At 33.7% G+C, this 24674-nt stretch carries 24 protein-coding genes; 17 read left to right on the top strand and 7 right to left on the bottom strand.

Annotated features, from left to right (window positions below; genetic code table 11):
• The first annotated feature begins 189 nt into the window (after positions 1-189).
• The 5 genes from HNP35_RS23165 to HNP35_RS23145 all read left to right on the top strand — a co-directional run bounded on the left by HNP35_RS23165 (position 190) and on the right by HNP35_RS23145 (position 6442).
• Entirely contained in the window at positions 190-2367 is a 2178-nt protein-coding gene (locus HNP35_RS23165; RefSeq protein WP_184168014.1) for an HAD-IIB family hydrolase, read from the top strand.
• Positions 2368-2599: 232 nt separating this feature from the next.
• Entirely contained in the window at positions 2600-4111 is a 1512-nt protein-coding gene (locus HNP35_RS23160; protein WP_184168012.1) for a glycosyl hydrolase family 32, read from the top strand.
• A gap of 211 nt (positions 4112-4322) precedes the next feature.
• On the top strand, positions 4323-4838 hold the full coding sequence (locus HNP35_RS23155) for a PPC domain-containing DNA-binding protein (protein WP_184168010.1): 516 nt from the start codon (positions 4323-4325) through the stop codon (positions 4836-4838).
• 249 nt (positions 4839-5087) lie between these two features.
• Positions 5088-5678, top strand: coding sequence for a Crp/Fnr family transcriptional regulator (locus HNP35_RS23150; protein WP_184168008.1), 591 nt, complete (start codon positions 5088-5090; stop codon positions 5676-5678).
• Positions 5679-5752: 74 nt separating this feature from the next.
• Positions 5753-6442: a CPBP family intramembrane glutamic endopeptidase gene (locus tag HNP35_RS23145; RefSeq protein WP_184168006.1), complete on the top strand. Its 690-nt coding sequence runs from the start codon at positions 5753-5755 to the stop codon at positions 6440-6442.
• A 79-nt stretch (positions 6443-6521) separates the two neighbouring features.
• Here the strand turns inward: HNP35_RS23145 and HNP35_RS23140 are convergent, their stop codons facing one another.
• The gene (locus tag HNP35_RS23140) at positions 6522-6881 is read right to left on the bottom strand and encodes a hypothetical protein (RefSeq protein ID WP_184168004.1); all 360 of its coding nucleotides are present in this window, start codon (positions 6879-6881) and stop codon (positions 6522-6524) included.
• A gap of 190 nt (positions 6882-7071) precedes the next feature.
• On the opposite strand from HNP35_RS23140, the gene HNP35_RS23135 reads away from it, so the two are divergent.
• Positions 7072-7374 carry a hypothetical protein gene (locus HNP35_RS23135; protein WP_184168002.1) on the top strand — a complete coding sequence of 101 codons (303 nt, stop codon included), beginning with the start codon at positions 7072-7074 and terminating at the stop codon, positions 7372-7374.
• Between the two features lie 30 nt (positions 7375-7404).
• On the opposite strand, the gene HNP35_RS23130 is transcribed toward HNP35_RS23135, so the two are convergent.
• From HNP35_RS23130 to HNP35_RS23105, 6 genes are all read right to left on the bottom strand, one after another.
• Positions 7405-8619: an MFS transporter gene (locus HNP35_RS23130; RefSeq protein WP_184168000.1), complete on the bottom strand. Its 1215-nt coding sequence runs from the start codon at positions 8617-8619 to the stop codon at positions 7405-7407.
• A gap of 11 nt (positions 8620-8630) precedes the next feature.
• Positions 8631-9452 (bottom strand): SDR family NAD(P)-dependent oxidoreductase, encoded by an 822-nt coding sequence (locus HNP35_RS23125; protein WP_184167998.1) that lies wholly within the window; start codon positions 9450-9452, stop codon positions 8631-8633.
• A 77-nt stretch (positions 9453-9529) separates the two neighbouring features.
• Positions 9530-10108, bottom strand: coding sequence for a TetR/AcrR family transcriptional regulator (locus HNP35_RS23120; protein WP_184167996.1), 579 nt, complete (start codon positions 10106-10108; stop codon positions 9530-9532).
• A 188-nt stretch (positions 10109-10296) separates the two neighbouring features.
• On the bottom strand, positions 10297-10635 hold the full coding sequence (locus HNP35_RS23115) for a nuclear transport factor 2 family protein (protein WP_184167994.1): 339 nt from the start codon (positions 10633-10635) through the stop codon (positions 10297-10299).
• Between the two features lie 24 nt (positions 10636-10659).
• Positions 10660-11571, bottom strand: a complete 912-nt coding sequence (locus HNP35_RS23110) for a helix-turn-helix domain-containing protein (protein ID WP_184167992.1) — start codon at positions 11569-11571, stop codon at positions 10660-10662.
• A gap of 36 nt (positions 11572-11607) precedes the next feature.
• Positions 11608-12414, bottom strand: coding sequence for an SDR family oxidoreductase (locus HNP35_RS23105; protein ID WP_184167991.1), 807 nt, complete (start codon positions 12412-12414; stop codon positions 11608-11610).
• Positions 12415-12929: 515 nt separating this feature from the next.
• Between HNP35_RS23105 and HNP35_RS23100 the strand changes: the two genes are divergently transcribed.
• From HNP35_RS23100 to HNP35_RS23050, 11 genes are all read left to right on the top strand, one after another.
• A complete protein-coding gene (locus HNP35_RS23100; RefSeq protein WP_184167989.1) occupies positions 12930-13745 on the top strand; it encodes an alpha/beta fold hydrolase in 816 nt (271 codons plus the stop codon).
• Between the two features lie 56 nt (positions 13746-13801).
• Positions 13802-14119, top strand: a complete 318-nt coding sequence (locus tag HNP35_RS23095; protein WP_184167987.1) for a phosphoribosylpyrophosphate synthetase — start codon at positions 13802-13804, stop codon at positions 14117-14119.
• Between the two features lie 146 nt (positions 14120-14265).
• Positions 14266-14898 carry an isochorismatase family protein gene (locus HNP35_RS23090; RefSeq protein ID WP_184167985.1) on the top strand — a complete coding sequence of 211 codons (633 nt, stop codon included), beginning with the start codon at positions 14266-14268 and terminating at the stop codon, positions 14896-14898.
• Between the two features lie 116 nt (positions 14899-15014).
• Positions 15015-16328, top strand: a complete 1314-nt coding sequence (locus HNP35_RS23085) for an alginate export family protein (RefSeq protein WP_246453668.1) — start codon at positions 15015-15017, stop codon at positions 16326-16328.
• Between the two features lie 152 nt (positions 16329-16480).
• Complete coding sequence (locus HNP35_RS23080) at positions 16481-17215, top strand: M17 family peptidase N-terminal domain-containing protein (RefSeq protein ID WP_184167981.1); 735 nt, start codon at positions 16481-16483, stop codon at positions 17213-17215.
• A gap of 7 nt (positions 17216-17222) precedes the next feature.
• Positions 17223-19109: an amidohydrolase gene (locus HNP35_RS23075; protein ID WP_184167979.1), complete on the top strand. Its 1887-nt coding sequence runs from the start codon at positions 17223-17225 to the stop codon at positions 19107-19109.
• A gap of 11 nt (positions 19110-19120) precedes the next feature.
• Positions 19121-19555, top strand: a complete 435-nt coding sequence (locus tag HNP35_RS23070; RefSeq protein WP_184167977.1) for a DoxX family protein — start codon at positions 19121-19123, stop codon at positions 19553-19555.
• A 251-nt stretch (positions 19556-19806) separates the two neighbouring features.
• Positions 19807-20280, top strand: a complete 474-nt coding sequence (locus tag HNP35_RS23065; RefSeq protein ID WP_184167975.1) for a Dps family protein — start codon at positions 19807-19809, stop codon at positions 20278-20280.
• A 6-nt stretch (positions 20281-20286) separates the two neighbouring features.
• Entirely contained in the window at positions 20287-20955 is a 669-nt protein-coding gene (locus HNP35_RS23060; RefSeq protein ID WP_184167973.1) for a YoaK family protein, read from the top strand.
• A gap of 52 nt (positions 20956-21007) precedes the next feature.
• Entirely contained in the window at positions 21008-23275 is a 2268-nt protein-coding gene (locus HNP35_RS23055; protein WP_184167971.1) for a tetratricopeptide repeat-containing sensor histidine kinase, read from the top strand.
• Positions 23276-23292: 17 nt separating this feature from the next.
• Complete coding sequence (locus tag HNP35_RS23050; protein WP_184167969.1) at positions 23293-24654, top strand: sigma-54-dependent transcriptional regulator; 1362 nt, start codon at positions 23293-23295, stop codon at positions 24652-24654.
• The last annotated feature ends 20 nt before the right edge of the window (positions 24655-24674 follow it).

The raw sequence follows: 24674 nt of genomic DNA, 5'->3' as shown, positions 1-24674 counted from the left end.
GGGGCTTTACAAAAAATCATTAATTTGTTTAAATAAACTGCACGAAAATTTCGAAAAACCTATTTATTTTATAGTTAAAACATCTGATTTTGCCCTCAAACATGGGAAATATGTAAATTTAAAATGTAATTATTTCTTCCTAATCAATACAAGCGCTGTAAATTGCATTTTCAAAATATTTACAGAAGAATGATGAAAAAATTACGAATTTCACTTATCAACATACACGGACTTTTGAAAGGTTCTGGTCTAGAAATTGGACGAGATGCCGACAATGGAGGCCAAACCAAATACATTTACGAATTAGCCGAATTTTTATCACAACATGAAGACGTAGAACATGTGCATCTTTTTACGAGATTGATAGACGATCCTGCTCTTTCTCGCGAATATGCTGTTCCTGTCGAGATTATTAATGATAAATTGGACATAAGGCGAATTCCCTTTCTAGGAAAAAGATACAAAGCTAAAGAACAGCTTTGGGAAGGTTTAGACACTTTCGTGAATGGCGCGATGCAGCACATTAAACAACACAACATTTTTCCCGATTGGATTCATTCTCATTACGCAGACGCTGGTTACGCAGCAGCCGAATTATCAGCCGTTTTAAATATTCCTTTTGCTCATACCGGACATTCTTTAGGATTTTATAAAAAGAAAAAATTACTGGAAGGTGGCGAAAACGAAGAAGATCTCGAAAAAAAATTCAAATTTAAAGCTAGAATTGCCGCCGAAGAAAAAACACTCGAACTCGCCGAATTTGTCGTCACGTCTACCGAACAAGAAATTGAAACTTACAAGGCTTATAAAAATTTCGAATTAGGAAAATATCACGCTATTTCTCCCGGAATTGACACCAGAAAATTTGTTCCTTATTATTTTCAAGAAAATGATTCTGATAAAAACAGGGAAGAACAACAACGAAAATATTGGGTTCAAGAAAGCATTTCTAAATTTCTTACCAATCCGCACAAACCTATTATTCTGGCACTTTCTCGGCCAGATCGCCATAAAAACCTCAACACTTTAATCGAAGTTTACGGAAAAGACAAAGAACTTCAGAGTCTTGCAAATCTTGTCATTTTTGCCGGAATTCGTAAAGACATTGCTAAAATGCCAGAATCTGAGAAAAATGTCTTAACCGATTTGCTTCTTTTAATGGACAAATACGATTTATACGGAAAAATGGCTATTCCGAAAAAGCATGATGTAGAAAATGAAGTTTCGATTATTTATCGTTATGCGGCAGAAAAAAGAGGTGTTTTTGTGAATTTAGCTTTGCATGAAAACTTCGGTCTGACGGTTATCGAATCTGCTAGTTCTGGACTTCCGGTTGTGGTAACCAAAAATGGCGGGCCTTCAGAAATTATTCCGGTTTGCCAAAATGGAGAATTGGTTAATCCGCAAGAGGAAAGTCAGATTAAAAAAGCGCTTCGTAATATTTTAACCGATGAAAGTCAATGGAAATATTATTCGAATAACGGCGCCATCAATATTGAAAAACATTATAGTTGGGTCAGTCATGTCAATCAATATGTTGATTTAATAAACGAAAATTTATCGGTTTCTGCTGCGGGAATTAAAAAACAGCATTATCCGAATATCAATGTTGATCGTTTGAAAAGAAAAATCGATCATTTGCTGGTTTCTGATATTGATGGAACGCTCATTGAACCTAAATTGGCAAATCCAGGTTTGAAAGAATTAAAAGCGCATCTTACCAACCGTACCGATAAAATGGCGTTTGCAATGGCTTCTGGACGAAATCTCGAACTCGTTAAAAAAGTAATTGATGAAGAAGAATTTTCGCTTCCAGATTTTATTATCTGTTCTGTCGGAACTGAGATTTATTACACCAACGGAAAAGATTACATTTTAGATAAAGGCTGGGCAAAATTTCTTTCGGGAAGATGGAAAAGAGATGAAATTGTTAATCGGTTAAAAGCCATAAAATGGATAAAACTGCAAGAAGAAGAAGCTCAAAATCCTTATAAAATCTCTTATTATTATGAGAAAGAACATTACGATCATGAGGAATTAATTCGCGTTTTAGGAAATGGCTGGTACAAAGTGAATATTATTCCGAGTCATGGACAGTTTTTGGATTTTATTCCCAAAAGGGCTTCAAAAGGCAATGCGATTAAATTTTTATGCAGAAAATGGTCTATTCCGCTAGGAAATGTAATTGCTGCAGGAGATTCAGGAAATGATGTAGATATGTTTAGAGGTCCCGTAAAAGGTATTATTGTCGGAAATAGAAGTGCAGAATTGGCAGATTATGAAACTACCAAAAGTATTTATGTGGCTAAAAATTCGGCTTCGGAGGGAATTTTAGAGGGATTAAAGCATTATAAAGTCATTAAATAAAAGATTTAAACACATAGAAACATAGGTTTTTCTTTCTTGGAAAAGGTGATTGAAAGAAACTAGTTTCTCACACATAGCTTTATGTAAACTTTGAGATCAACTTTGACAAAGTTTGAGACTCACGAAACTATGTTTGTTAATGCAAGTGAAACGTCTTTTTTAAAGTCAAAAAAATCTATGTTTCTATGTGTAAAAAATTAAAATATACTAACAGTTTAAAATAGATAATAAAATGTATTCAGGTTCAGGATTTAGCAATTGGGAAATTGGAGATGTTGATGTATTTATTGATGAAAAAGGAGTTCATCATTTGTTTCATTTAATCATTCCAAATCACGATTATATTGCACATGCCGTGTCAAAAGATGGTCTTTCGTGGAAAAGGGTTAAAAATGCGCTATTTGTAGGCGATCCAGGGGAATGGGACGATGATATGTTGTGGACGATGCACATTAGCAAAAAATCGGAAGGAGAAGGTTATGAAATGTATTATACAGGACTGAAACGTCAAGACAAAGGAATTGAACAAAAAGTAGGAAGAGCCGTTTCTACCGATTTAATCAATTGGAAAAAAGAAAACTTATACGGACTTCCGTTTAAAAGTGAAGCGCCTCATTATGAAGGAAAAAACAATAACCCAAGAGAATGGATTAGTTTTAGAGATCCGTTTAAGTATCAATATAAAAACGAAGATTATTTATTAATCTGCGCCAGAAGTGCTTCTGGACCAACGTATCGAAGAGGCTGTATTGGTGTTGCAAAAAGAGAACAGGAAAGTTATGTATTGCAAAAACCGCTTCATATTCCGTATGTGTATGACGATGTAGAATGTCCGTGCGTTTTTGAAATTAAAGGATCGCATTATTTATTGGGCTCGATTCGCGAAGATATTAAAGTCCGTTATTGGTCTTCTTCTGAATTTAAAGGAGAATATTCGGCTTTTCATAATAATGTTTTATTACCGCAAGGAAATTATGCCGCAAGAGTGGTAAAAGACGGAAAACATTTTCTGCTTTATAACTTTTATTTTGCCGACGGAAATGTCAATACACATCGCGTTATTCCGCCACCAAAAGAACTGGAAACAGATAAAAGCGGAAGACTGCTTTTAAAAAGTTATTATTATTGGGAAAAACTGTATCAGAAAACAATTCTCCAAAAAGATCTGCCTCTTCCCTTACCTATTCTCGGAAATCCCACTGCTGAATTTGTTCAAGAAAATGAAAATAAATGGCGTTTTGGATGCCGAAGTGGTTACGAAATTTATGGTTTCGAAAAGCCATCGAGCGATTTCGTTTGGGAAGGAACGCTTTCTGTTGAAGGAATGGGAAAAACAGGTTTTGTAATCGAATGCGATAAAGAAGGCACAGGATATTATATTTCTATTGATTTCATGAATGGTTTCGTTCAATTTAGAGCTTGGGGATTTAATGAAAAAGATGTTAAGAATAATTTTATCTTCGAAAATATTCAAACCAATCAGTTTGAAATTGGAGAAGAAAAACAGATTTCTTTTAAGATTATCCGCTACGGAAATTATTACGAACTTTCGATTAACGATATTGTAAAACTGACTTTGTTAGATTTTAAATACAACGAAGGAAAAATTGGAATTTATGTTTGTTCTGCCGTAATTTCGATTAGCGATTCTAAAATTCATGTTATTCCAGAACCAGAAAATGAATATGCGGCTTCTGATCCTGAAAAATATAATAATGAATTACAGCCTAATTCTGTAGTTTAATGTTTTACTAAATGCAAATAAATTAAACACATAGAAACATAGTTTTACTTTGTCTAAAAAGGCGTTTCACTATTTTAAACAAACATAGCTATGTGTTAGAAACTAGTTTCTTTTTGTTCTCTTTATTGATAATAAAAAAACTATGTTTCTATGTGTTTAATATCTTTCACTGTACATTCAATAAGCTAATTACTATTTTAATTTAAAAATCATGAAAATTCAAATCCATAAATTTTTTATTGCGTTCTTGCTGTTGCTGACTTTTAATTTTGCAAATGCACAACAGAACGATAAATGCCGTTATACCAAAACCAATTATGGTTATCTGATGGTTCTTCGCGAAGGCGATAATGTTTTGGCTTTAATTGAAAATCTAGCCAAAGAACAAAATATTCCTTCTGCTAATTTTACAGGAATTGGATTTGCGCAAGATGCTACTTTTGGTTTTTATGATTTTGGAGAAAAGAAATTTCACCCGAAAACTTTCAACAAAGTCGAAATGGGAAGCATTACAGGTTCTATTGCTTGGAGCGGAGATAAACCTTCTATACATATGCACGGTGTAGCAACAGATAATAAATTTGATGCTTACGGCGGACATATTCTGGGACTAAAAGTCGGAACGGGTTCTATGGAAATTTATATTACAGTAAATAGTGAAAAATTAGAAAGAAAAGTTGAACAACCTCTGAATGCTAATGTTTTGCAATTGCCTTGTTTGAAGTAAGTTTTCGTTGAGGTCATATTAAACACATAGAAACATAGTTCTACTTTGTCTAAAAAGGCGTTTCACTTATTTAAAACAAACATAGCTATGTGTTAGAAACTAGTTTCTTTCTAAACTCTTTTTTAAGTTTTTTAAAAAGAAAAAATCTATGTTTCTATGTGTTTAAAAAAAGTGCAACGAGTTAAAACAGTTCTTTTTCATTTGACAGAAAAAACCTAATTTGGCTTTTTTAACCAATACGCCCAAAAAATGCCACAAAGTCCTTCTCCCGAAGATGTAAAAAGAGTTTTCGAAAATTATTTTACTGCCGACATGAATATCTGGAAAGGGTTTTCGGAGAAAATTAAAGTACGTGAATTTGAAAAATCTGAAATTATAAAGGATTACAACGGCGTAGAAAAATACCTCAACATTGTTATAAAAGGATCGGCGGGATTATTTGTTTGGGACGGAAAAAGAGATATCTGCATTAATTTATTATACGAAAACAGTTTTATAAGCGATTATATGTCTTTTTTAAATCAGCAGCCGTCTGTTATTAAGACCGAAGCTTTGGAAGACATTACTTTATGGTCGATTTTTCATCAGGATTTAACGGAATTATATCAAAGATCTGAAACGGGTTTACGAATCGGAAAAGCGATCTCTGAAATGCTTTATGTGCGCAAACAGCAAGAACAAATTAATCTTTTAACGCTTTCTCCTCAAGAACGTTACGTAAGACTTATAGAATCCAGACCAGAAATTTTCCAGAGAACTCCATTAAAAATTATCGCTTCTTACCTCGGACTTACAGCCGAAAGTTTAAGCCGAATTCGAAAAAGAGTGACCGAAAAATGATTTCTTACCCAAAGTCAATTTTGTTTTCATTTTGGCTCGTTAAGTTTGCTATACTAAATCAAACAAAATAACCGATGAAAAATAAAATCAACTTTGGAGCCATTATAGTTTATTATGTAATTGCTGTAATCTGCCGATATGCGGCTACAAAAACTAATTTATTATCTGGAATAGAAAATCCGTATTTGGTTATTCTACTTCGTGGCGTTGGTCCAGCTTTGGGCGCTTTGGCAGCGATAAAAATATTCTCTCTAAACAATCCAATGTCATTGAAAGGAATTTACAAAAACGCAATTATTCCTTTTTGTGTGTATTGGATTCTTCCTGCCGTTTTAATTGCTGGTGTTTATTATGCTACTATTGGTAAATTCCCAATTTTATTAATGTTTACGGTTTTAGTTTACGGACTTTTAGAAGAAATTGGATGGCGTGGCTTTTTACAAGAACAATTAAAATCTCTTCCTAAATTCACCTCTATATTAATAATTGCTATTCTTTGGTTTGCTTGGCATTTAAATTTCGAAACGACTCCAAGCAACATGATTTTCTTCGGAATCATTTTCTTTGGAACTTGGGGAATCGGAAAAGTTTATTCTTCTACTGGATCTTTATTGGCCGTTGCAGGAGTTCATTCACTAAACAATTTCTTTAGAGATGGACTTCATGAAACAGAACTTATTTTAATTCTTGTTTTACTTGCCATATGGATTGGTTTTATCATTATTTACAACAAAAAACAGAGAGCTATTTCAAATCCAGTTTAAGAAATAAGTTTTAAATATTTTATATAAAAAAACTGCACAAATGCTATGAATTTGCGCAGTTTTTATTTTAGTGAAGATTTTAATTTAGCTTTTCGGTAGTTTCCATTCGCAAACAATATTCGCTTCCTAAATAAAGTGGATTTCCATGTTTTTCAGACCAAAATCCGTCTAGGATGTCTTTATTCATGCATCTGTAAACGGCAACTCCCTTGTAGATTTTATGGTCATCTCCTTTATATCTGAAATTAATCACAAGAATATTATCTTTAAAAAAGCCATTTCCTTTTTGTATTTGCGAATTATTAATAATCCATTCGGCTTTAATTCTATTATTTTGGTCTAAAGTTAAAGTCAAAACACCTTTGTAAGTGATCTCGTTACTTTCATCCTGATTGCTTCCCGAAATAGCATAATTTCCAACTAAATCTTGTATTGTCATTTGTTATTAAAATAAAAATGCAAAGATAAAATATCAAAATGCTTCTGAAAAGTAAATGTCTAGAAAACTCGATTTCTACTTTAATGAAAATTTAGCAACTGGAAATGAGAATCGTATAAAATAACCCGAAAGCTAATTTTTAATTTTAAAGAAATAAATTTTCACATTTATTAATTTAAAGAAGCTCGTTATGATAACTGATAGATACACTTATTACGAAGATGAAAATCAAGATTATTCGGAACAATATCAAGATCCTTTTGATGAAAGATTTCTTTTTGAAGAAAATCAATTAAGTGGAAATGATTTTTTGAAGGCAACAGACAAAAATATTGATGATGATTTTGATTTTGAACAAAACACACCTGATGATCTAGATGACGATATCGAAGATTTGGATCCAAACGATATGGATGACGATCTAATTGAACGTTATGATGAAAATGATCGCGACCCAGAAACATTTAGCGATGATGGTTATAAAGTCGACTAATAAAAAATGCTGTCAATGACAGCATTTTTTTTATTCTAGAATTGGTTTTACCACAATATCTTTTAATCTGTATCTGATGAAAATCAAAAATAAAACAGAAACAATTACGAGTAAAGATAAATCTGCAACACCTAATAAAAATTGAGATTTTACTTCAAATAAATTAGCAAATACGTAGCTAAAAACAGAACTAATCATATACATTACGCCACCTGTTAATCCGCTAGCAACTCCTGCATTTTTGGTAAAACGAGTAAGACAGTAACCGTAAATAATGTTAAAAATAAATCCGCCAGCAATATGAATTCCAATTATAAAACCTACTAAAGTATAAAGATTGCTGGTTAAAGAAGCTGTTGAAATCATCAATAAAACTAAAATAATCTGTATTCCAAATGCAGTTCCTACTTTTTGCACCAATGATCTTTTAATCATTGATTTTGCAATTATTCCTCCAGTCATCAAAGAAAATCCTGATAACAGAGAACTATATCCTGTCGTGATTGCCGAATGTCCTAAAACACGTTCTATAATAAACGGACTTGATAAACTGTAGACAATTACGATTCCAAAACAAATTCCGATAATCACTAAACCTAAAGTAAAATCGGCTGTTTTTAGCATTCCGGTATAAGTCTGTGCAATTGTTTTTAATTTAAATGGCTGATAATGTTTTAAAGATTCTCCGCTATAAATCAATTCTAAAATTAGGAATGCTAACGAAAGTCCGCCAAGGAAATAAAAGTTCGATCTCCAGCCAAAACTATTTTGCAGATATCCGCCTAAAAATGGAGCCATAATTGGCGCACAAGCCCAGATAATAGAAAATAAACTGATATATCCTTTGAGTTTTTCTCCCGAAAACAAGTCAACAAAATAAGCCCGTTTTCCAACTACAATTAAAGCAATTGTAATTCCTTGAATAATTCGCATGGCATAAATCACATAAATATTCGGCACCAAAGCAATTACAAAACTTGTAACAGAAAAAATGGCAAGAGAAGCAAGACTAATTTTATAACGTCCAAAACTATCCAAAATACTTCCAATAAAAAATTGGCTGATTCCAACACTAAACATAAATAAAACTAAAGAAAGCTGAACAGCAGCTGGCGAAACATTCAAATCATTTGCCATTGCAGGAAGCGACGGCAAATAAATATCTGTTGCAAAACCAGACAAAGGAATCAATGCAAGGGCTAGTATGGTACTAAAGCCCTTGTGGTTTTCTTGTAAAATTCTCATTTTAATATGAATTATGCTCCATGCGCTTCGTCAGAAACAGATTTCCATTCTGCGAAACTTTCAAGACGTTCTTCGTAAACTTTTTTGACAGCTGGATAAGCAAATGATCCAAATAATAATCGCAACGGCGGATTCTCATTGTCTACCAAATTCAGAACGACATTTGCAGTAGCTTGCGGATTTCCGAAAATACCTGGTGTAGAAACTGCTTCATTAAAACCTGCTTTTACAGCATCATAAACCTGCAAACTTTTGGTTTGAAAAGCCGATTCTCCAGACCAATCTGTAGTGTAGCCATTTGGTTCAATCAATGTAACATTGATTCCAAAATCTTTTACTTCTGATGCCAATGTTTCGCTTAACCCTTCTACTGCAAATTTTGATGCATTATAAAGTCCTAAAACCGGTAACGTAACCAAACCTAAGAAACTTGAAACTTGAATAATGTGACCGCTTTTTTGTTCGCGCATAATTGGCAATACTGCTTGCGATAGCCAAAGAACACCAAAGAAATTGGTTTCCATTTGGTTTCTAGCCTCTTCTTCAGAAGTTTCTTCAACAGCTCCAAATAAACCGTAACCTGCATTGTTTATTAAAACATCAATTCTACCAAAATGCTCTTTTGCTTGGTTTACTGCCTCAAATGCCGCTTTACGATCGTTTACATCTAATTGAATTGGTAAAACCAAATCGCCATATTCTTTTTTAAGATCTTCTAGCGCCACTGTATTTCTTCCTGTTGCTACGACTCTATCGCCACGTTTTAAAAATGCTTCCGCCCAGATTCTTCCAAATCCTTTTGTGGCTCCTGTTATTAAAATTACTTTTGACATTGTTTTTCTATATTTAAATTATTGAACTTTATTTTTAAAAAAGACCGAACGGTCTAAAATTGAGCAAAAAAAATATGTTATATCACATATCTTTTAAAATCGTTTTTAATGCTTTCTAACACCAGATCCATTTGTTGTGTTCCTACTATTTTGCCGCATAAAATTGCTCCTTCAACCAAAGCAAATATTTTTACGCTAAATTCTGCTGCATTCAAATAGGCAGAAAGTTCTTTATTTTTAATTCCCTCTTCCAGAATTGTTAAATATCTTTTTTGAGCAGAAAATGCCGCTTTCTTAACATGTTCTTTCATTAACGGATTGGTATCATCTGCCTCGGTACCAAAATTTAAGATTGGACAGCCTTCCATCATACATTGATCATTTTTGTAAACATCAAGTAAATTAAACAGCTTTTCTTGAGCCGATTTTCCTTGAGCAACAGCCAAATCTAATTTGCTCGCCAATTGAGATCTTAGAAATAAAAAGGCTTCCATACAGATTTCTTCTTTGCTTTCGAAATTTCCGTAAATTCCTCCTTTTGCCAATTTGGTAGCTTCCATAATATCACTCATCGAAGTTCCAGCCATGCCCTTTTTATTGATAATTGGAGCTGCTGCTTCGATAATAAATTGTCGTGTTCTTTCTGCTTTACTCATGGTCTTCTCATTTTGACATTGCAAATATAGACCGAACGGTCTAAAATAAAAAATATTTTAACTTTTATTTTAAACAGAGTCCGTTTTAACGGAAAAAAAAAAGCTGAACAATAATTCAGCTTTTTGATATAAATTCCATATTTATCAGTAGTTACGAAGTATCTAATTCCGATTTTTATAATTTTTTTTTAATGAATTAAATCTGCTTTCGCGAAGGTTATTTTTTCATCTTTAAATTTCAAATCGAAGATTCCTCCTAATTTTCCTTCTGAAAAATCTCCAGTAAATTCGACTTCCAGATGAACGCTTTCTGCATCTTTTATATTCAAATTCACCAATTTTGTATTCGTATTATAGCCAATAAAATAGCTTTCAAAATAATCTCGGATTCCTTTATGACCGACAAATTTTCTTCCAACTGAAGGATCATCTAAAATGGCTTCGGATTCGTAAAACTCAAGATATTTTTCGGTATCAAAGTTATTGCTGGCAATAAGCCAATCGTTAATAAAATTATGTATGTTCATTGTAAGTTTCTTTAAATAATAAACCTAATTCAATAGGCTTTTTTTATAATCTGAAGGAGACAAGTTGGTTTTGCTTTTAAAAAGTTTATTAAAAGACTGCGGATGTTCAAAACCTAAATGATACGCAATTTGGGCCGTTGTCATTTCATCTTTCGCTAAATATTCTTTTGCCTTTTCGATTACTTTTTCGTGAATAAACTGCTGCGTATTTAAGCCAATCAAATTTCGAAGCAAATCGCTGAGGTAACGAGCTGTTACATTTAGACTTTCTGCCAAAACATTTACCGAAGGCAAACCTTCTGTCGCAGATTTATCTTCTCTGAAATAAGTTTCTAGTTGATTTTCAAGCTTAGAAAGCAAATCATTATTCACCGCTTTTCGAGTTATAAACTGGCGATCGTAAAAACGATTGGCATAATTAAGCAGTAATTCTATTTGAGAAATAATAACATCTTGGCTGAATTTATCAATTCGCTCATTAAGCTCATCTTGAATAAATTGATAAATACTTAAGATTGTTGTTTTCTCTTTTTCAGAAAGATAAAGTGCTTCTGCTGCAGAATAACTGAAAAAACCATATTGCTTAATTTGTGAATCTAAAGGATAAGAACGCAATAAATCGGGATGAATGTGTAACGACATTCCGTCGTAATTAGCCTCTTCTTCCTGCATGCGCAATAATTGTCCTGGCGCTACGAAAGACATTCCGCCTTCTTCGAAATCGTAAAATCCCTGACCGTATTTCAGCTTTCCAGAAAATGTAGTTTTAAAAGAAATTTTATAAAAATCGAGTATAATTCCTCCTTCCAAATCACCTGCATCAAACTTTGCTTCGCCATAGTTTATAATACTAATAAGCGGATGAAGCGGTGCCGGAAGTCCCATTGCTTTGTGCAATTGAGATAAAGAGTTGAATATTACAGCTTGTTTTTTCATTGGTAACAAATTTAATTAAATCTAAAAGACATTTTGTTACATTAAAAATTGAGAACGCATTTTCTGAAATTGATTTTCTGGGGTAATCGACAAGCGCTCGTTGTACAATTCGTTAGCATCTTTTCCTGCTACATATCGCAATTGATTTTTCTCGTCTGTTGCAGCATCATAAATAATTTGCGCTACCGTTTCGGCTTTGGTATAATTGGCAATTTGTTCTTCGCTATAACCTTCGCTTACTTTCGCAATCAATTGTTTATAAGCTTCGTGTAAACCGCCTTGCAATGATCTTCCAGCAAAATCGGTTTGCATTCCGCCAGGAGCAACTATTTTTACTTGGATTCCGAATTGCGCTAATTCATAAGCTAAACCTTCTGAAAATCCATCTACAGCAAATTTTGAAGCATTATAAAGCGAACAAGTCGGATAACCCAACAAACCAAATGTTGATGTAATATTGATAAATACCCCCTTTTTTCTTTCTCTAAAAAAAGGCACAAAAGCTTTTGTAACATTTATAACCCCAAAAAGATTGGTCTGAAGCTGATTGTTAATCTGTTCTTCGCTAAAAGATTCTAACGGACCGATTAAGCCATAACCTGCATTGTTTAAAACCACATCAACATCTTGCATTGACAAAACTTGATTGATTGTTTCTGAGATTTGAGAAGAATTTGTAACGTCAAGTTTGATCACTTTTACATTTTCTAATTTCGTCAATTCCGTTTCATTTTCTGGTTTTCGCATGGTTGCAATAACATTCCAACCGTTTGTTTGAAATAATTTGGCTGCTGCTTTTCCTAAACCTGACGAAGCTCCTGTAATAAAAATTGTCTTTTTCATATTTACTGTGTTTAATTGTACACTGCAAAATTGTTCTTATTTACGCTTCACATTGTAGCCGAAAAGGAGAATAGATTAGTCAAAATTACCTCAACCAAAAATGAGTTTCGTTTACCAGCAATTGATGTTTTTCATATAAAATACAACGAGCATTTCATAAAATAACGAAATATCGTAAATCAAAAAACACCTAAAATTCCCGAATTCCTTTAAAACAAAGGCATTAACTATAAAGGCACATTAATTGGCTATAGTTTGGCATTCAAATACAATTTAAAATGCCAAACATGAAAACACACGAAACATTTCCTTTTAAACGCATTCATTTAAACAAAAAAGAAGAACATTTTTTACTTCTTAATCTAGATTAATCGATGCAGGTTTCATTCTCTAATACATTTGCATCATACCAATAACAAAAGAAAACATAAAACAATTTAAAAGTTTAAATTTTAAACTTAAATAACAATTTTAATTAAAAAACAAAAACAATATTAATCTAAAAATCAAAAATCATGAGCACATTTACAGTAAAAGACGGAACAGAAATTTATTACAAAGATTGGGGAAAAGGACAGCCAATTGTTTTTCATCACGGATGGCCATTGTCAAGTGACGATTGGGATTCTCAAATGATGTTTTTTCTTCAAAAAGGTTATAGAGTTATTGCACACGACAGACGCGGACATGGTCGTTCTGGCCAAGCTTCTGAAGGAAATAACATGGAAACTTACGCATCTGATATCGCTGAATTGACTGAAGCATTAGATTTAAAAGATGCAATTCACGTTGGACATTCAACTGGAGGTGGTGAAGTAATTCGTTACGCAGCAAAGTACGGAAAAGGACGTGTTGCAAAAGCAGTAATCATAAGCGCTGTAACTCCAATTATGGTTCAGAATGAAGCCAATCCTGAAGGTGTACCATTGTCAGTTTTTGACGAAATTAGAAAAGGAACCGGATTCAATAGAGCACAATATTTTTATGATTTTCCAATTCCTTTTTATGGATGGAATCGTGAAGGACAAACTGTACAAGAAGGCATCAAACAAAACTGGTGGAGACAGGGAATGATGGGTTCTGTTTTATCTCATTATGAAGGTATTAAAGCGTTCTCTGAATCTGATTTTACAGAAGATTTGAAAAGCTTAGACATTCCTGTTTTGGTTTTACATGGTGAAGACGACCAAATTGTCCCTTACGCTCAAGCACCTAGAGCTGCAAAATTATTGAAAAACAGCAAATTAATCTCTTACCCAGGATTCTCTCACGGAATGCCAACTATAAATGCTGAAACTATCAATAACGATATTCTAGATTTCATCAAATAAATTAATCATAACTGCCTGTTAAGGATTGTTTTCGGGCAGTTTAATCTCTTCAAATTATGAGTTTATTTCAACAACCCTCTTTTGACACCGTTACAGAAGCTTTGCAATGGCTGAGCACACAAGGTTTTACAGAAAATTTTAATCTCGATACTCATTGCATTCGTTACAACAATAACACGCAAAGTATGTCGCCAGAAGAATTCAAAATTGAATATATATTCAGATTTGAAGGCGATACCGACCCTGGAGATGAAGATATTGTGTACGGCATTAAATCTGAAATCTATAATCTAAAAGGTGTTTTAACTAGCGCCTTTGGAATCTACGCCGATAGTGTTTCTACAGAAATGATTAAAAAACTTTCTACACATTAACATAAAAACGGCATAACGGCTTAATAAAATTACGATATATCGTAAGTCTTTTTTAAAGCTTAAAAAGCTAAAACCTTATTCAACAACAAATTAAAAGTTTGGCACCTCATTGGCTTAACTAATTATAAATCTTAAAAATAAATATTATGAAACCATCAGTTAACTTATTATCACCAGATAATCACGCTTTAGTATTAATCGATTTTGAAGGACAAATGGCTTTTGCTACGAGCAATATTCCGTTAAGCGAATTGCGTACAAATGTGGCAATCATTTCTGGAGCATCTAAAATTTTCAACGTCGATACAGTTGTAACAACGGTTGCAGAGGAAAGTTTTTCTGGTCCTGTTTTTCCTGAATTGGAAGAATTTTACCCAATTGCAACTTCTGGATATATTGACAGAACAACAATGAATACTTGGGAAGATGAAAATGCCTATAAAGCTATTATAGCCAAAAACAAGAAAAAAATCGTTCTTGCAGGATTGTGGACAGGCGTTTGCATTGTTGGACCTGCTTTATCTGCAATCGAAGAAGGATACGAAGTTTATGTTATTACAGATGCTTGCGGTGATGTTAGCGAAGAAGCTCACGAAAGAGCAGTTCAGAGAATGATTCAAGTTGGAGTGCAGCCAATTACTTCTATTCAATATTTATTAGAGCTTCAAAGAGATTGGGCTCGAGAAGAAACTTATGTTCCTGTAACAAACCTAATGAAAAAATACGGCGGTTCTTATGGCTTAGGTATTCATTATGCTCACAACATGATAAAACACTAATTAGACTAATTCATTTTATTATAAATCTCTGAAACTTCATTATGTTGGAATCATCAAAATCCATATCAAAAAACGTCAAGTTACTTGTTCTTTTTCTCTTTTTAGGAAATATAGCAATGGCGCAAAACTTCAAACTTTTACGTTATGACGAAAATTACGAATTCTTAAAAGACTCTTCACGAAACTTTTATGAGAATTTAAAATTTGTTCCTTTAAACAAAGAGAAAAATTTTTACCTGTCTTTTGGAGGCGAAGCAAGATATGAATACGTTGATTTCAACAATGAAGATTGGGGCAGATTAAATATTGGACATAATAATTTCTTGTTGCAACGATACGATCTTCATGCCGATATTCATTTAGGAAAAACTTTCAGAGTATTTGCTCAATTAAGAAGCGCCTTAGAAGATGGCCGAGTAAATGGAGCGCGAGGCATTGACGAAGATCAGCTAAATGTTCAAAATTTATTTTTGGATGTGAATATCTGGCAGCAAAAAGATAAAAAAATCACTATTCGTGCGGGAAGACAAGAATTAGATTACGGTTCTGGAAGGCTGATTTCTGTTCGAGAAGGTCCAAATGCAAGATTGTATTTTACAGGAGGAAAAGTAATGTATTCTTCTGCAAGAATATCTGTTGATGCCTTTGCAATGATGGCAGACACAATTTATACTGGTGTTTTTGATAATAAAATGTCTAAACAGCTAAATCTCTGGGGAGCTTATTCTAAAATAATTTTTCCAAAAGCGGGAAATCTCGATGTTTATTATCTCGGAATAAGAAGAGATTTGTCGCTTTTTGAAGAAGGAATTTCACCAGAAAAACGCCATACCGTTGGTACAAGATTATGGAAATACGGCGGAGGTTTTATTTATAATTTGGAAGCCGCGTATCAATTTGGGACTTTCGGATCTGGAAAAATCAACGCTTGGACAGGATCTATTGATATTGGATATTCTTTCGAAAATATAAAATTCAAACCGACGATAAATCTTCGAAATGATTATATCTCTGGAGATAAAAATCAAGGTAATGGAGACCTTCAAACCTTTAATCCGCTATATCCAAAAGGAGGTTATTTTGGTTTCAGTCCGCAAGTTGGCCCAGTAAACCTCATTGATATTCATCCTTATGCAACGATGGACTTACTTTCGAATTTAAAGATGCAAGTCGATGTGGTTTTAAATTGGAGATACTCAACACAAGACGGAGTTTACAGACCAAGCGGAATGCTAAATCTCCGCGGAAGCGATTCTGACGAAAAATACATCGGAACAGCGTATTTAGCCAACTTTACGTATAGCGTAAATAAATATATTTCGGTCGTCAGCGGTATTCAGTACTTTAAAACGGGAGCTTTTATCAATGACATTATTCCGAACTCTAAAGATGGGCTTTTCTTTAATGCCCGATTAGGATTCAAATTTTAAATAACAAATTAATTTAAACACATAGAAACATAGCTTTTTAAAATTGTTAATTATCAATTATCAATTGTTAATTTTTTCATCTGTCTTTACTAAAGCAGATAAAAGCCTATCTCTCTATGTGTTTAAATATTTCTCACCACAAAAACTTAACAATGAAAACAAACAATTCAACATACAGATTTAGATTTTCGTATCTACTTCTTTTAATTATAACATTTGCAGGTGCACTTAGTAATAATGCTTTTGCACAAACAGCTTCAATTGGTTCTAGTGTTACATGGGGGAAAGTAGACGGAATTGCAGTAAACGGATTGGTTCAAGGACCATCTGCAGCAGAAGCTGATTTACAAGTTGCCTGCGTTTTTGAATATACTGAAGGAGATATTTTCAATCCTCCTGCCCTTCCTGCAAACCTCAACGGAATGGTTCATTTAGACGAGGCTTTAAAAGGCATTATTACCGAATTACGAAAAAGCGGAAAATTTACTGGTCATGCTCTTGAAACACTTTTGATTACGCCTACAAAAGGAACTTTAGCATCTAAACAATTACTACTTATCGGATTAGGAGACAGAAATAAATTCACTCCCGATTTAATGATTAGTGTTGGAAGTACTGCTATGCGCGAAGCTTTACGTTTGGGAGTTGCAAATTATTCTTTTGCAAGTGATATTAAAGATGCGGGAATTGATTCTCCAACGGCTTTGGTTGCTGAAAACGTTGTTTTAGGTTCGTTTGAAGCCTACAGAACTCAAACTTATTTAAAGGAAAAAAAATTAGCAAACTATAAACCTCTAAATAAAGTTATTCTTCTTGCCGGCCCTTCATTTTACAACGTTGCAGGAGAAGGAATTAAGGAAGCCATAACAAAATTGAACTCTAAATAATAGAATTATGAAAGCAGATTTAATTTTATTCAACGGAAAAATTCATAGTTTCAATGCTGAAACTCCTAATGTTACTGCGGTTGCTATAAAAGATGGAAAATTTATTGCAGTTGGAAATGACAGCGATATTATGAGTTTTGCTTCTGAGGAAACCAAAATAATTGACCTTCAGAATAAAAGAGTTGTTCCTGGAATCAACGATTCTCATATTCACCTTATTCGCGGTGGTTTAAATTATAATTTGGAATTGCGCTGGGATGGTGTTCCTTCTTTGGCCGATGCACTTAGAATGCTAAAAGAACAAGTAGATCGCACTCCAAATCCGCAATGGGTTCGCGTCGTTGGTGGCTGGTCTGAGTTTCAATTTGCAGAACGCAGAATGCCGACTTTAGAAGAAATCAATGCTATTGCTCCCGATACACCTGTTTTTATTCTGCATTTGTATGATCGAGCTATTATGAACAGAGCGGCGCTTCGAGCTGTTGGTTATAACAAAAATACACCTGCCCCTCCAGGCGGACAAATCGAACGCGATTCAAATGGCGAGCCAACCGGACTTATTATTGCGACTCCAAATGCCATGATTTTGTATTCGACTTTGGCTAAAGGACCAACACTTTCTTACGAGCATCAGCTTAATTCTACTCGTCATTTTATGAAAGAATTAAATCGTTTCGGAATTACAAGTGTGATTGACGCTGGTGGTGGATTTCAGAATTTTCCAGACGATTATAAAGTTGTCAATGAATTGAATGAAAAAAAACAATTGACCGTAAGAATCGCCTACAATCTTTTTACACAAAAACCAAAACACGAATTTGAAGATTTCTCAGATTGGATTGATACTGTGAAATTATATCAGGGAAACGATATGTATCGTCATAACGGAGCTGGAGAAATGCTTGTTTTTTCTGCTGCAGATTTTGAAGATTTCTTACAGCCAAGACCAGATCTTCCTGAAAACATGGAAGCTGAACTGGAAAAAGTAGTTCGTCTTTTGGTAGAAAATCGTTGGCCATTTAGGCTTCATGCAACTTACAACGAAAGCATTACAAGATTTTTGAATGTTTTCGAAAAAATTAATCAAGACGTACCTTTCAATGGACTTCCGTGGATTTTTGATCACGCAGAAACGATTGATGAAAGAAATATCGAACGTGTAAAAGCTTTAGGCGGCGGAATTGCAGTTCAAAGCAGAATGGCATATCAAGGTGAATATTTTACAGATCGCTACGGAGCAAAAGCTGCTGAAAATACACCGCCAATTAAGAAAATGCTTGAAATGGAAGTTCCTGTTGGAGCTGGTTCAGATGCGACAAGAGTAAGCAGTTATAATCCTTGGGTTTCAATGTATTGGATGACGGTTGGAAAAACGGTTGGTGGTTTGCAATTGTATACCGAAACCAGATTGAACAGACAAACTGCTTTGGAATTATACACCAGAGGAAGCGCTTGGTTTTCGCAAGAACAAACTAAAAAAGGAGATATCAAAGTGGGAATGTTCGCTGATTTAGTGGTTTTAGATCGTGATTATTTTACGATTGCTGACGAAGACATTAAAAAAATCGAATCGGACTTAACGATTGTCGACGGAAAAATTGTTTATGCAAATGGAGATTTTTCTTCATTTTCTCCGCCACATATTCCGATTCTACCAGATTGGTCGCCAACGAATATTTACAACGGTTATCCGGTGAGAAGCAGTCTACAGAGTGCGATTGAAAAAAATGCAAAAGCAGGCGTCAAACCAAAACTTACTTCGCAGATTCATAGCTGTAGCGGAAGTTGCGATGTTCATTTACACAATCACGATGCTGCTCGAATGAGTAATGTTCCTGTCAATAATTATAATGCATTCTGGGGCGCTTTAGGCTGTTCTTGTTTTGCTTTCTAAAATTTTAAAAAATGATTGAAATTATAAAACAAATTTTGAATTCCGATTTAGGAAATGCTTTCAATAATGCAGCTCTTTTAGTTTTTAGAATTCTGCTTGCCATTGAACTTTTCAGAGTACACGGAATGAAGAAATTCAGAGTTGAAAACGGACAGAAAGAACACGTTCCAAATCCGCTGCATCTGCCAGAAAAACTGAACGGATTGGTTGCTACGTTTTCAGACACGGTTGTTCCTTTTTTTATTATTCTAGGACTCGGAACACGTCTTGCCGTTCTTCCTACAATTGGTGTCACGGCAGTAGGTTATTTTGTGGTTCATAGAAATGATTCACTAGAAGTGCGCGACGTTCCTTATATGTACACGCTATCACTATCATTACTTCTTGCACTTGGCGCAGGAACTTATTCACTTGATTATTATTTATTAACATTATTAAACAATTAATTTAAATACATAGAAAATAGATTTTTTTTGAGAATAGAAAAGGCGTTTCACTTGCATTAACAAACATAGCTTGGTCAACTTTGTCAAAGTTTAAAACTTTGACAAAGTTCTCGCAAAGAGCTTAAGATACAGCTATGTGTTAGAAACTAGTTTCTTTCTTAACTCTTTTCAAAATCAAAAAAATCTATGTTTCTATGTGTTTAATTTCCTTATCACTAACATAAAACATTATTCATTAAACCAAATTTAAAATGAAAACAAACATTGGAATAAAACAAGATAACATCTCAAAAGTTGTAGATGTTTTAATTAAAGTATTGGCAGACGAATTTGTACTTTATACCAAAACAAAAAGAGCACACTGGAATGTTGAAGGTCCTGATTTTTACAACAAACATCTTTTCTTCGAACAGCAATATGATGCTATTGATGAAATCGTTGACACTGTTGCAGAAAGAATCAGATCTTTAGGTCATTACACTCCTGCAACTTTAAAAGACTTTTTAGCTTTGACACATCTTACAGAAGAATTACAAGAAAAAAACGATGCTAATGGTTTTATTAAAGAATTGCTTCTCGATCACGAAAGCATTATTATTTACTTACGTGAAAATATCAATAGCATCGCTAACGAACTGCAAGATGCTGGAACGAGTGATTTTATCACGGGACTTGTAGAAAATCACGAAAAAATGGCTTGGATGCTTCGCGCACATTTGAAATAAAAAAATATGGAAATACAACAAAAAAACATCTGGTACGTAACCCTGCTCCTTACTATCATTGCGGGGTATTGCGATACCGTAACATTTGTCGCTGCCGATTCGATATTTTCAGCGCACGTTACGGGAAACTTTATTGTCTTTGCTTATCAAATTATTAAAGGTTCAGATTTGCATGCTTGGATAAAACTGCTGACTTTTCCAATTTTCATAATAGCGGTAATTGTTGGAGGAAGAATTGCTTTAAAAGCGACTAATCGTTACACTATTTTATTTTGGGAAGGCGTAATATTGGTTCTGAGTGGAATTGCTTCTTACGTTTTTGGCTATTTAGAAAATTTTTCAGAATGGACTATGTATACTGTTGCTATGACAACCGTTTTTGCAATGGGACTTCAGAATGCTTTTGGAAAGCTTTACGCGAAAGAAACGCACGGCCCGACAACTATGATGACGGGAAATGTAACACAGGCTTCTCTCGATTTAGGAAACTTATTAAAAAACGGATTAAAAGATGCTGAGGTTCTTTTAAGTTTTAAGAAACAATTAGTTACCATAATCGGATTTCTTGTGGGCTGTTTTCTGGGTGCAGTGGCAGGAAAGTTTTTCGGATTAGGAACTTTAATTCTCCCTGGAGCAGCAATGATAATTTGTTATTTATACCATCGAGAAAGCTAGACAAACAAGGATTTTGGATTGCAGATTTCTGATAATATAGTATCTTTAAAAAATGAATTTCATCCCTATTATTTCTGTCAAAAACCACGTACACGCCTTATTTACAGTGATTTTAATTTTACTTGTAAATCTAGGCCTAAAGGCGCAATCCAAAGAAAATCCTGATGTGTTAAAAAATAAAATTGCTAAAGCTGAAAGTAACCCGAAAAAGGTCGAATTACTTTTAGCTTTAAGCGATTATTACTTAACAAAAACTGGCGAAAATAAAGACGATCTGGACAATGCAGACCGTATCAATACGCAGGCAAATTTATTAAGCGACCGATTAAAATATAAACTCGGAAAAGGAAAATCAATTCTTTTAGGCGCGAAGATTTATAGAGAAAAAGGAGATGTCGAAAATGCATTAGAAAAAACAAAAAATGCAATTGTTTATTCTAAAACCAATAATCTGACCGAATTACAAGCCAGCAGTTATGCCGAATTGTCCATTTATGATGCAGAACTTGAACAGAAAGCAAAGTATAAACAAATGGCGATTCAGCTTTTTAAAAAAGCGGGAGCCAAAGAACAACAAGCTACTGTTTTAAAAGAACTTGGAGAATTATACAGCATCAACGAACAGCCTGATAAAGCAGAAAATTATTTAAAGGAATCTCTCGAAATTTATAAAACAATAAAATTCAAAAGTTTACAAGGAGTTTATAATCTGCTTTCTGAGGTTAATACACAAAAAGGGAATTATCCTGAATCTTTAAAATATGCACTTTTAGCAGAAAAAACAGCTCTTGCAGTACGTGATAATTCATTACAGCTAAGCTCGATTTACAATCATGTTGGTCTAGTTTATTATTATTTGCGCCAAAATGATGATGCCGAGCAATATTGGTTTAAAGCATTCGAAATTGCCAAAAAATTTGATGATACTGAATATGTTAGAACAATTGGAGAAAATCTTTGTTCGTTGCTTATTCGTCAGAAAAAAGAAAAAAAGGCATTGGAACTTATCAAAGAAATGCAACAGAAATTTCCAAGTTCTAATATCGAACGCATCATGAAAGAGAACTATCTTTTGTTCAATATTTACAGGATTTTAAACAATAATGCAACTGCCTCAATTTACTATAAAAAGCTGGCAGATTATTATGGCGAAAATGCCGATAGAAACGGAAATAGTATTGCTGTTTTAAGAAGTTTTGCTTCATATCATTATCAAATAAAAAAATACGACGAATTCTATAAAAATGTAAAACGCTTGGACTCTCTTGCGGCGGGCGCGGGAAATAACTTAATCCGATCTGAAAGTTATCTGATTTGGTTTAAAGCAGATTCCTCAAGAGGCGATTACATCAATGCAATAAAACATTACCAACTCTATAAAAGTCTTTCTGATTCGGTTTTTAAAGGAGAAAAAAGCAAGCAAATTAATAGTCTTCAAATTGAATTTGAAAGCGAGAAGAAAGATAAAAATATCAATTTGCTGCAAGAACAAGCAAAAGTACAGCAAATTCAGATCCAGAAAGATACGGTGGTAAAATATGTATTTATTGGAAGTGTTATCTTTTTGATCCTTTTTCTTGCACTTCTATATAACAGTTTTAGATTAAAAAAGAAAAAGAACGAGGAATTAGAAATTCAGCGTCAGCAGATAAATGAACAAAATGAATTGAACAAAAAAATGCTGATTGAAAAAGAATGGCTTCTGAAAGAAATTCACCATCGTGTGAAGAATAATCTTCAGATTGTCATTAGTTTACTAAATACTCAATCGGCTTATTTGGATAATGAAGACGCTTTGATGGCAATTCAAAACAGCCAGCATAGAATGCACGCTATGTCGTTGATTCATCAGAAATTATATCAATCTGATAATCTGGCCAATATTGATATGTCTTGGTATGTTTATGAATTGATCAATTACATGAAAGAATGTTTTGATACCGATCGAAATATCAATTTTGTTTTAGAAGTAGAAAAAACGTATCTTGATGTTGCACAAGCAGTTCCGCTTGGATTAATTATAAATGAAGCAGTTAACAATGCTATTAAATATGCTTTTCCCGAAAACCAAAAAGGAAAAGTAATTATCGTTCTTAAAAATATTGGCGAAAATAATTACGAACTGCAAATTGCAGACAACGGAGTTGGACTTCCAGAAGATTTTGAAAATACCGAAAGAGATTCTTTAGGTATGAATTTAATGATGGGATTAAGCGACCAGATTGACGGAACATTTGAAATGAAAAATGATAACGGATTGAAAATCAAAATTACATTTACAAGAAATACAGAATTTGAAGTTACTGCTGAAAATTCTTAAAGGTCATAAATTAGATAATGAAGGAGAAAATTTTAATTGTTGAAGATGAATTTATAGTAGCAAATGATTTAAAAATCATGCTACAAAAAGCAGGATATCAAGTTGTCGGCATTGCTTCTTCTGTGGTTCAAGCTCGAAAATTAATAGAGGATAAAAAACCCGAATGGATCTTGCTGGATATTATGCTAAAAGGTGATTTAACCGGAATTGACCTTGCATGGGAATTACGAGAAATGCATCTTCCTTTTTTATACATTTCGGCAAATACGAACCAGAGTACGCTTGAAGCTGTAAAAGCAACGCATCCGTACGGTTTTATGGTTAAGCCTTTTAGAGAAAAAGATCTTATTGTAATGCTCGACATTGCCAAATATCGATTTAATGAAGAAAAGGGAAGTTTAGGAGAAGTTAAAATCGATACTCAAATTCAGGAAATTGATGGAATTGTTGGTAATAGTCCGCTCTTAAAAGAAGTTGTCGAGAAAATAAAAATTGTTGCTCCGGCAGAAACTTCAGTTTTGATTTTGGGTGAAAGCGGAACAGGAAAAGAAAGAGTTGCGCACGCGATACATGATCTTTCGCAAAATAATTCAAATCCGATTGTGATTGTAAATTGTGCAGCTTTACCGCAATCTTTAATCGAATCGGAACTTTTCGGTCATGAAAAAGGGGCTTTTACAGGAGCAAATGCGTTACGAATTGGGAAGTTTGAACAGGCTCACAACGGAACTATTTTCTTAGACGAAATTGGAGAATTGCCGTTAGATTCTCAAGTAAAATTATTGCGCGTTTTGCAAGAAAAAGAAATTCAGAGATTAGGCAGTAATAAAACCACTAAAATCAATGTTCGCATTGTAGCAGCAACCAATAGATCTTTAGAAAAAGAAGTAGCAGAAGGCCGTTTTAGACTTGATTTATATTATCGTTTAAATGTATTTCCGATACAATTGCCAACTTTAAAAGAACGTAAAGAAGACATTGAAGCTTTGGCTAATCATTTTCTAAAAAAATATGCTGCAAGTTCTAGAAGAAATGTCAACAGTATTAGTCCTATTGCATTACAACAATTACAAAACTACGATTGGCCAGGAAATATTCGCGAACTAGAACATTTAATAGAACGAAATGTATTGCTTGCAAAAACAACCGAAATAGAAAAATTTGATCTTCCTTCAAATATTTCAGCGCCTTTTGAAGTTGTGCATACAGGAAAAATGAAGTCGATGGAAGAAATGGAAAAAGAACACATTATGAATGCACTACAACTCTGCGACGGAAAAGTTTCTGGCCCTGGAGGCGCGGCAGAAATGCTCAAAATGCAACCGCAGACTTTGTATTCAAAAATGAAAAAATTAGGTATAAAACAAGGTTATAATTAATCTACATTAAGTAGACTTAA

The organism is Flavobacterium notoginsengisoli, from assembly GCF_014207905.1.
GTDB classification, from domain to species: Bacteria; Bacteroidota; Bacteroidia; order Flavobacteriales; family Flavobacteriaceae; genus Flavobacterium; species Flavobacterium notoginsengisoli_A.
Note: the sequence above shows the minus strand (reverse complement) of the source record. Positions and strands in the feature narration are given on the sequence as shown.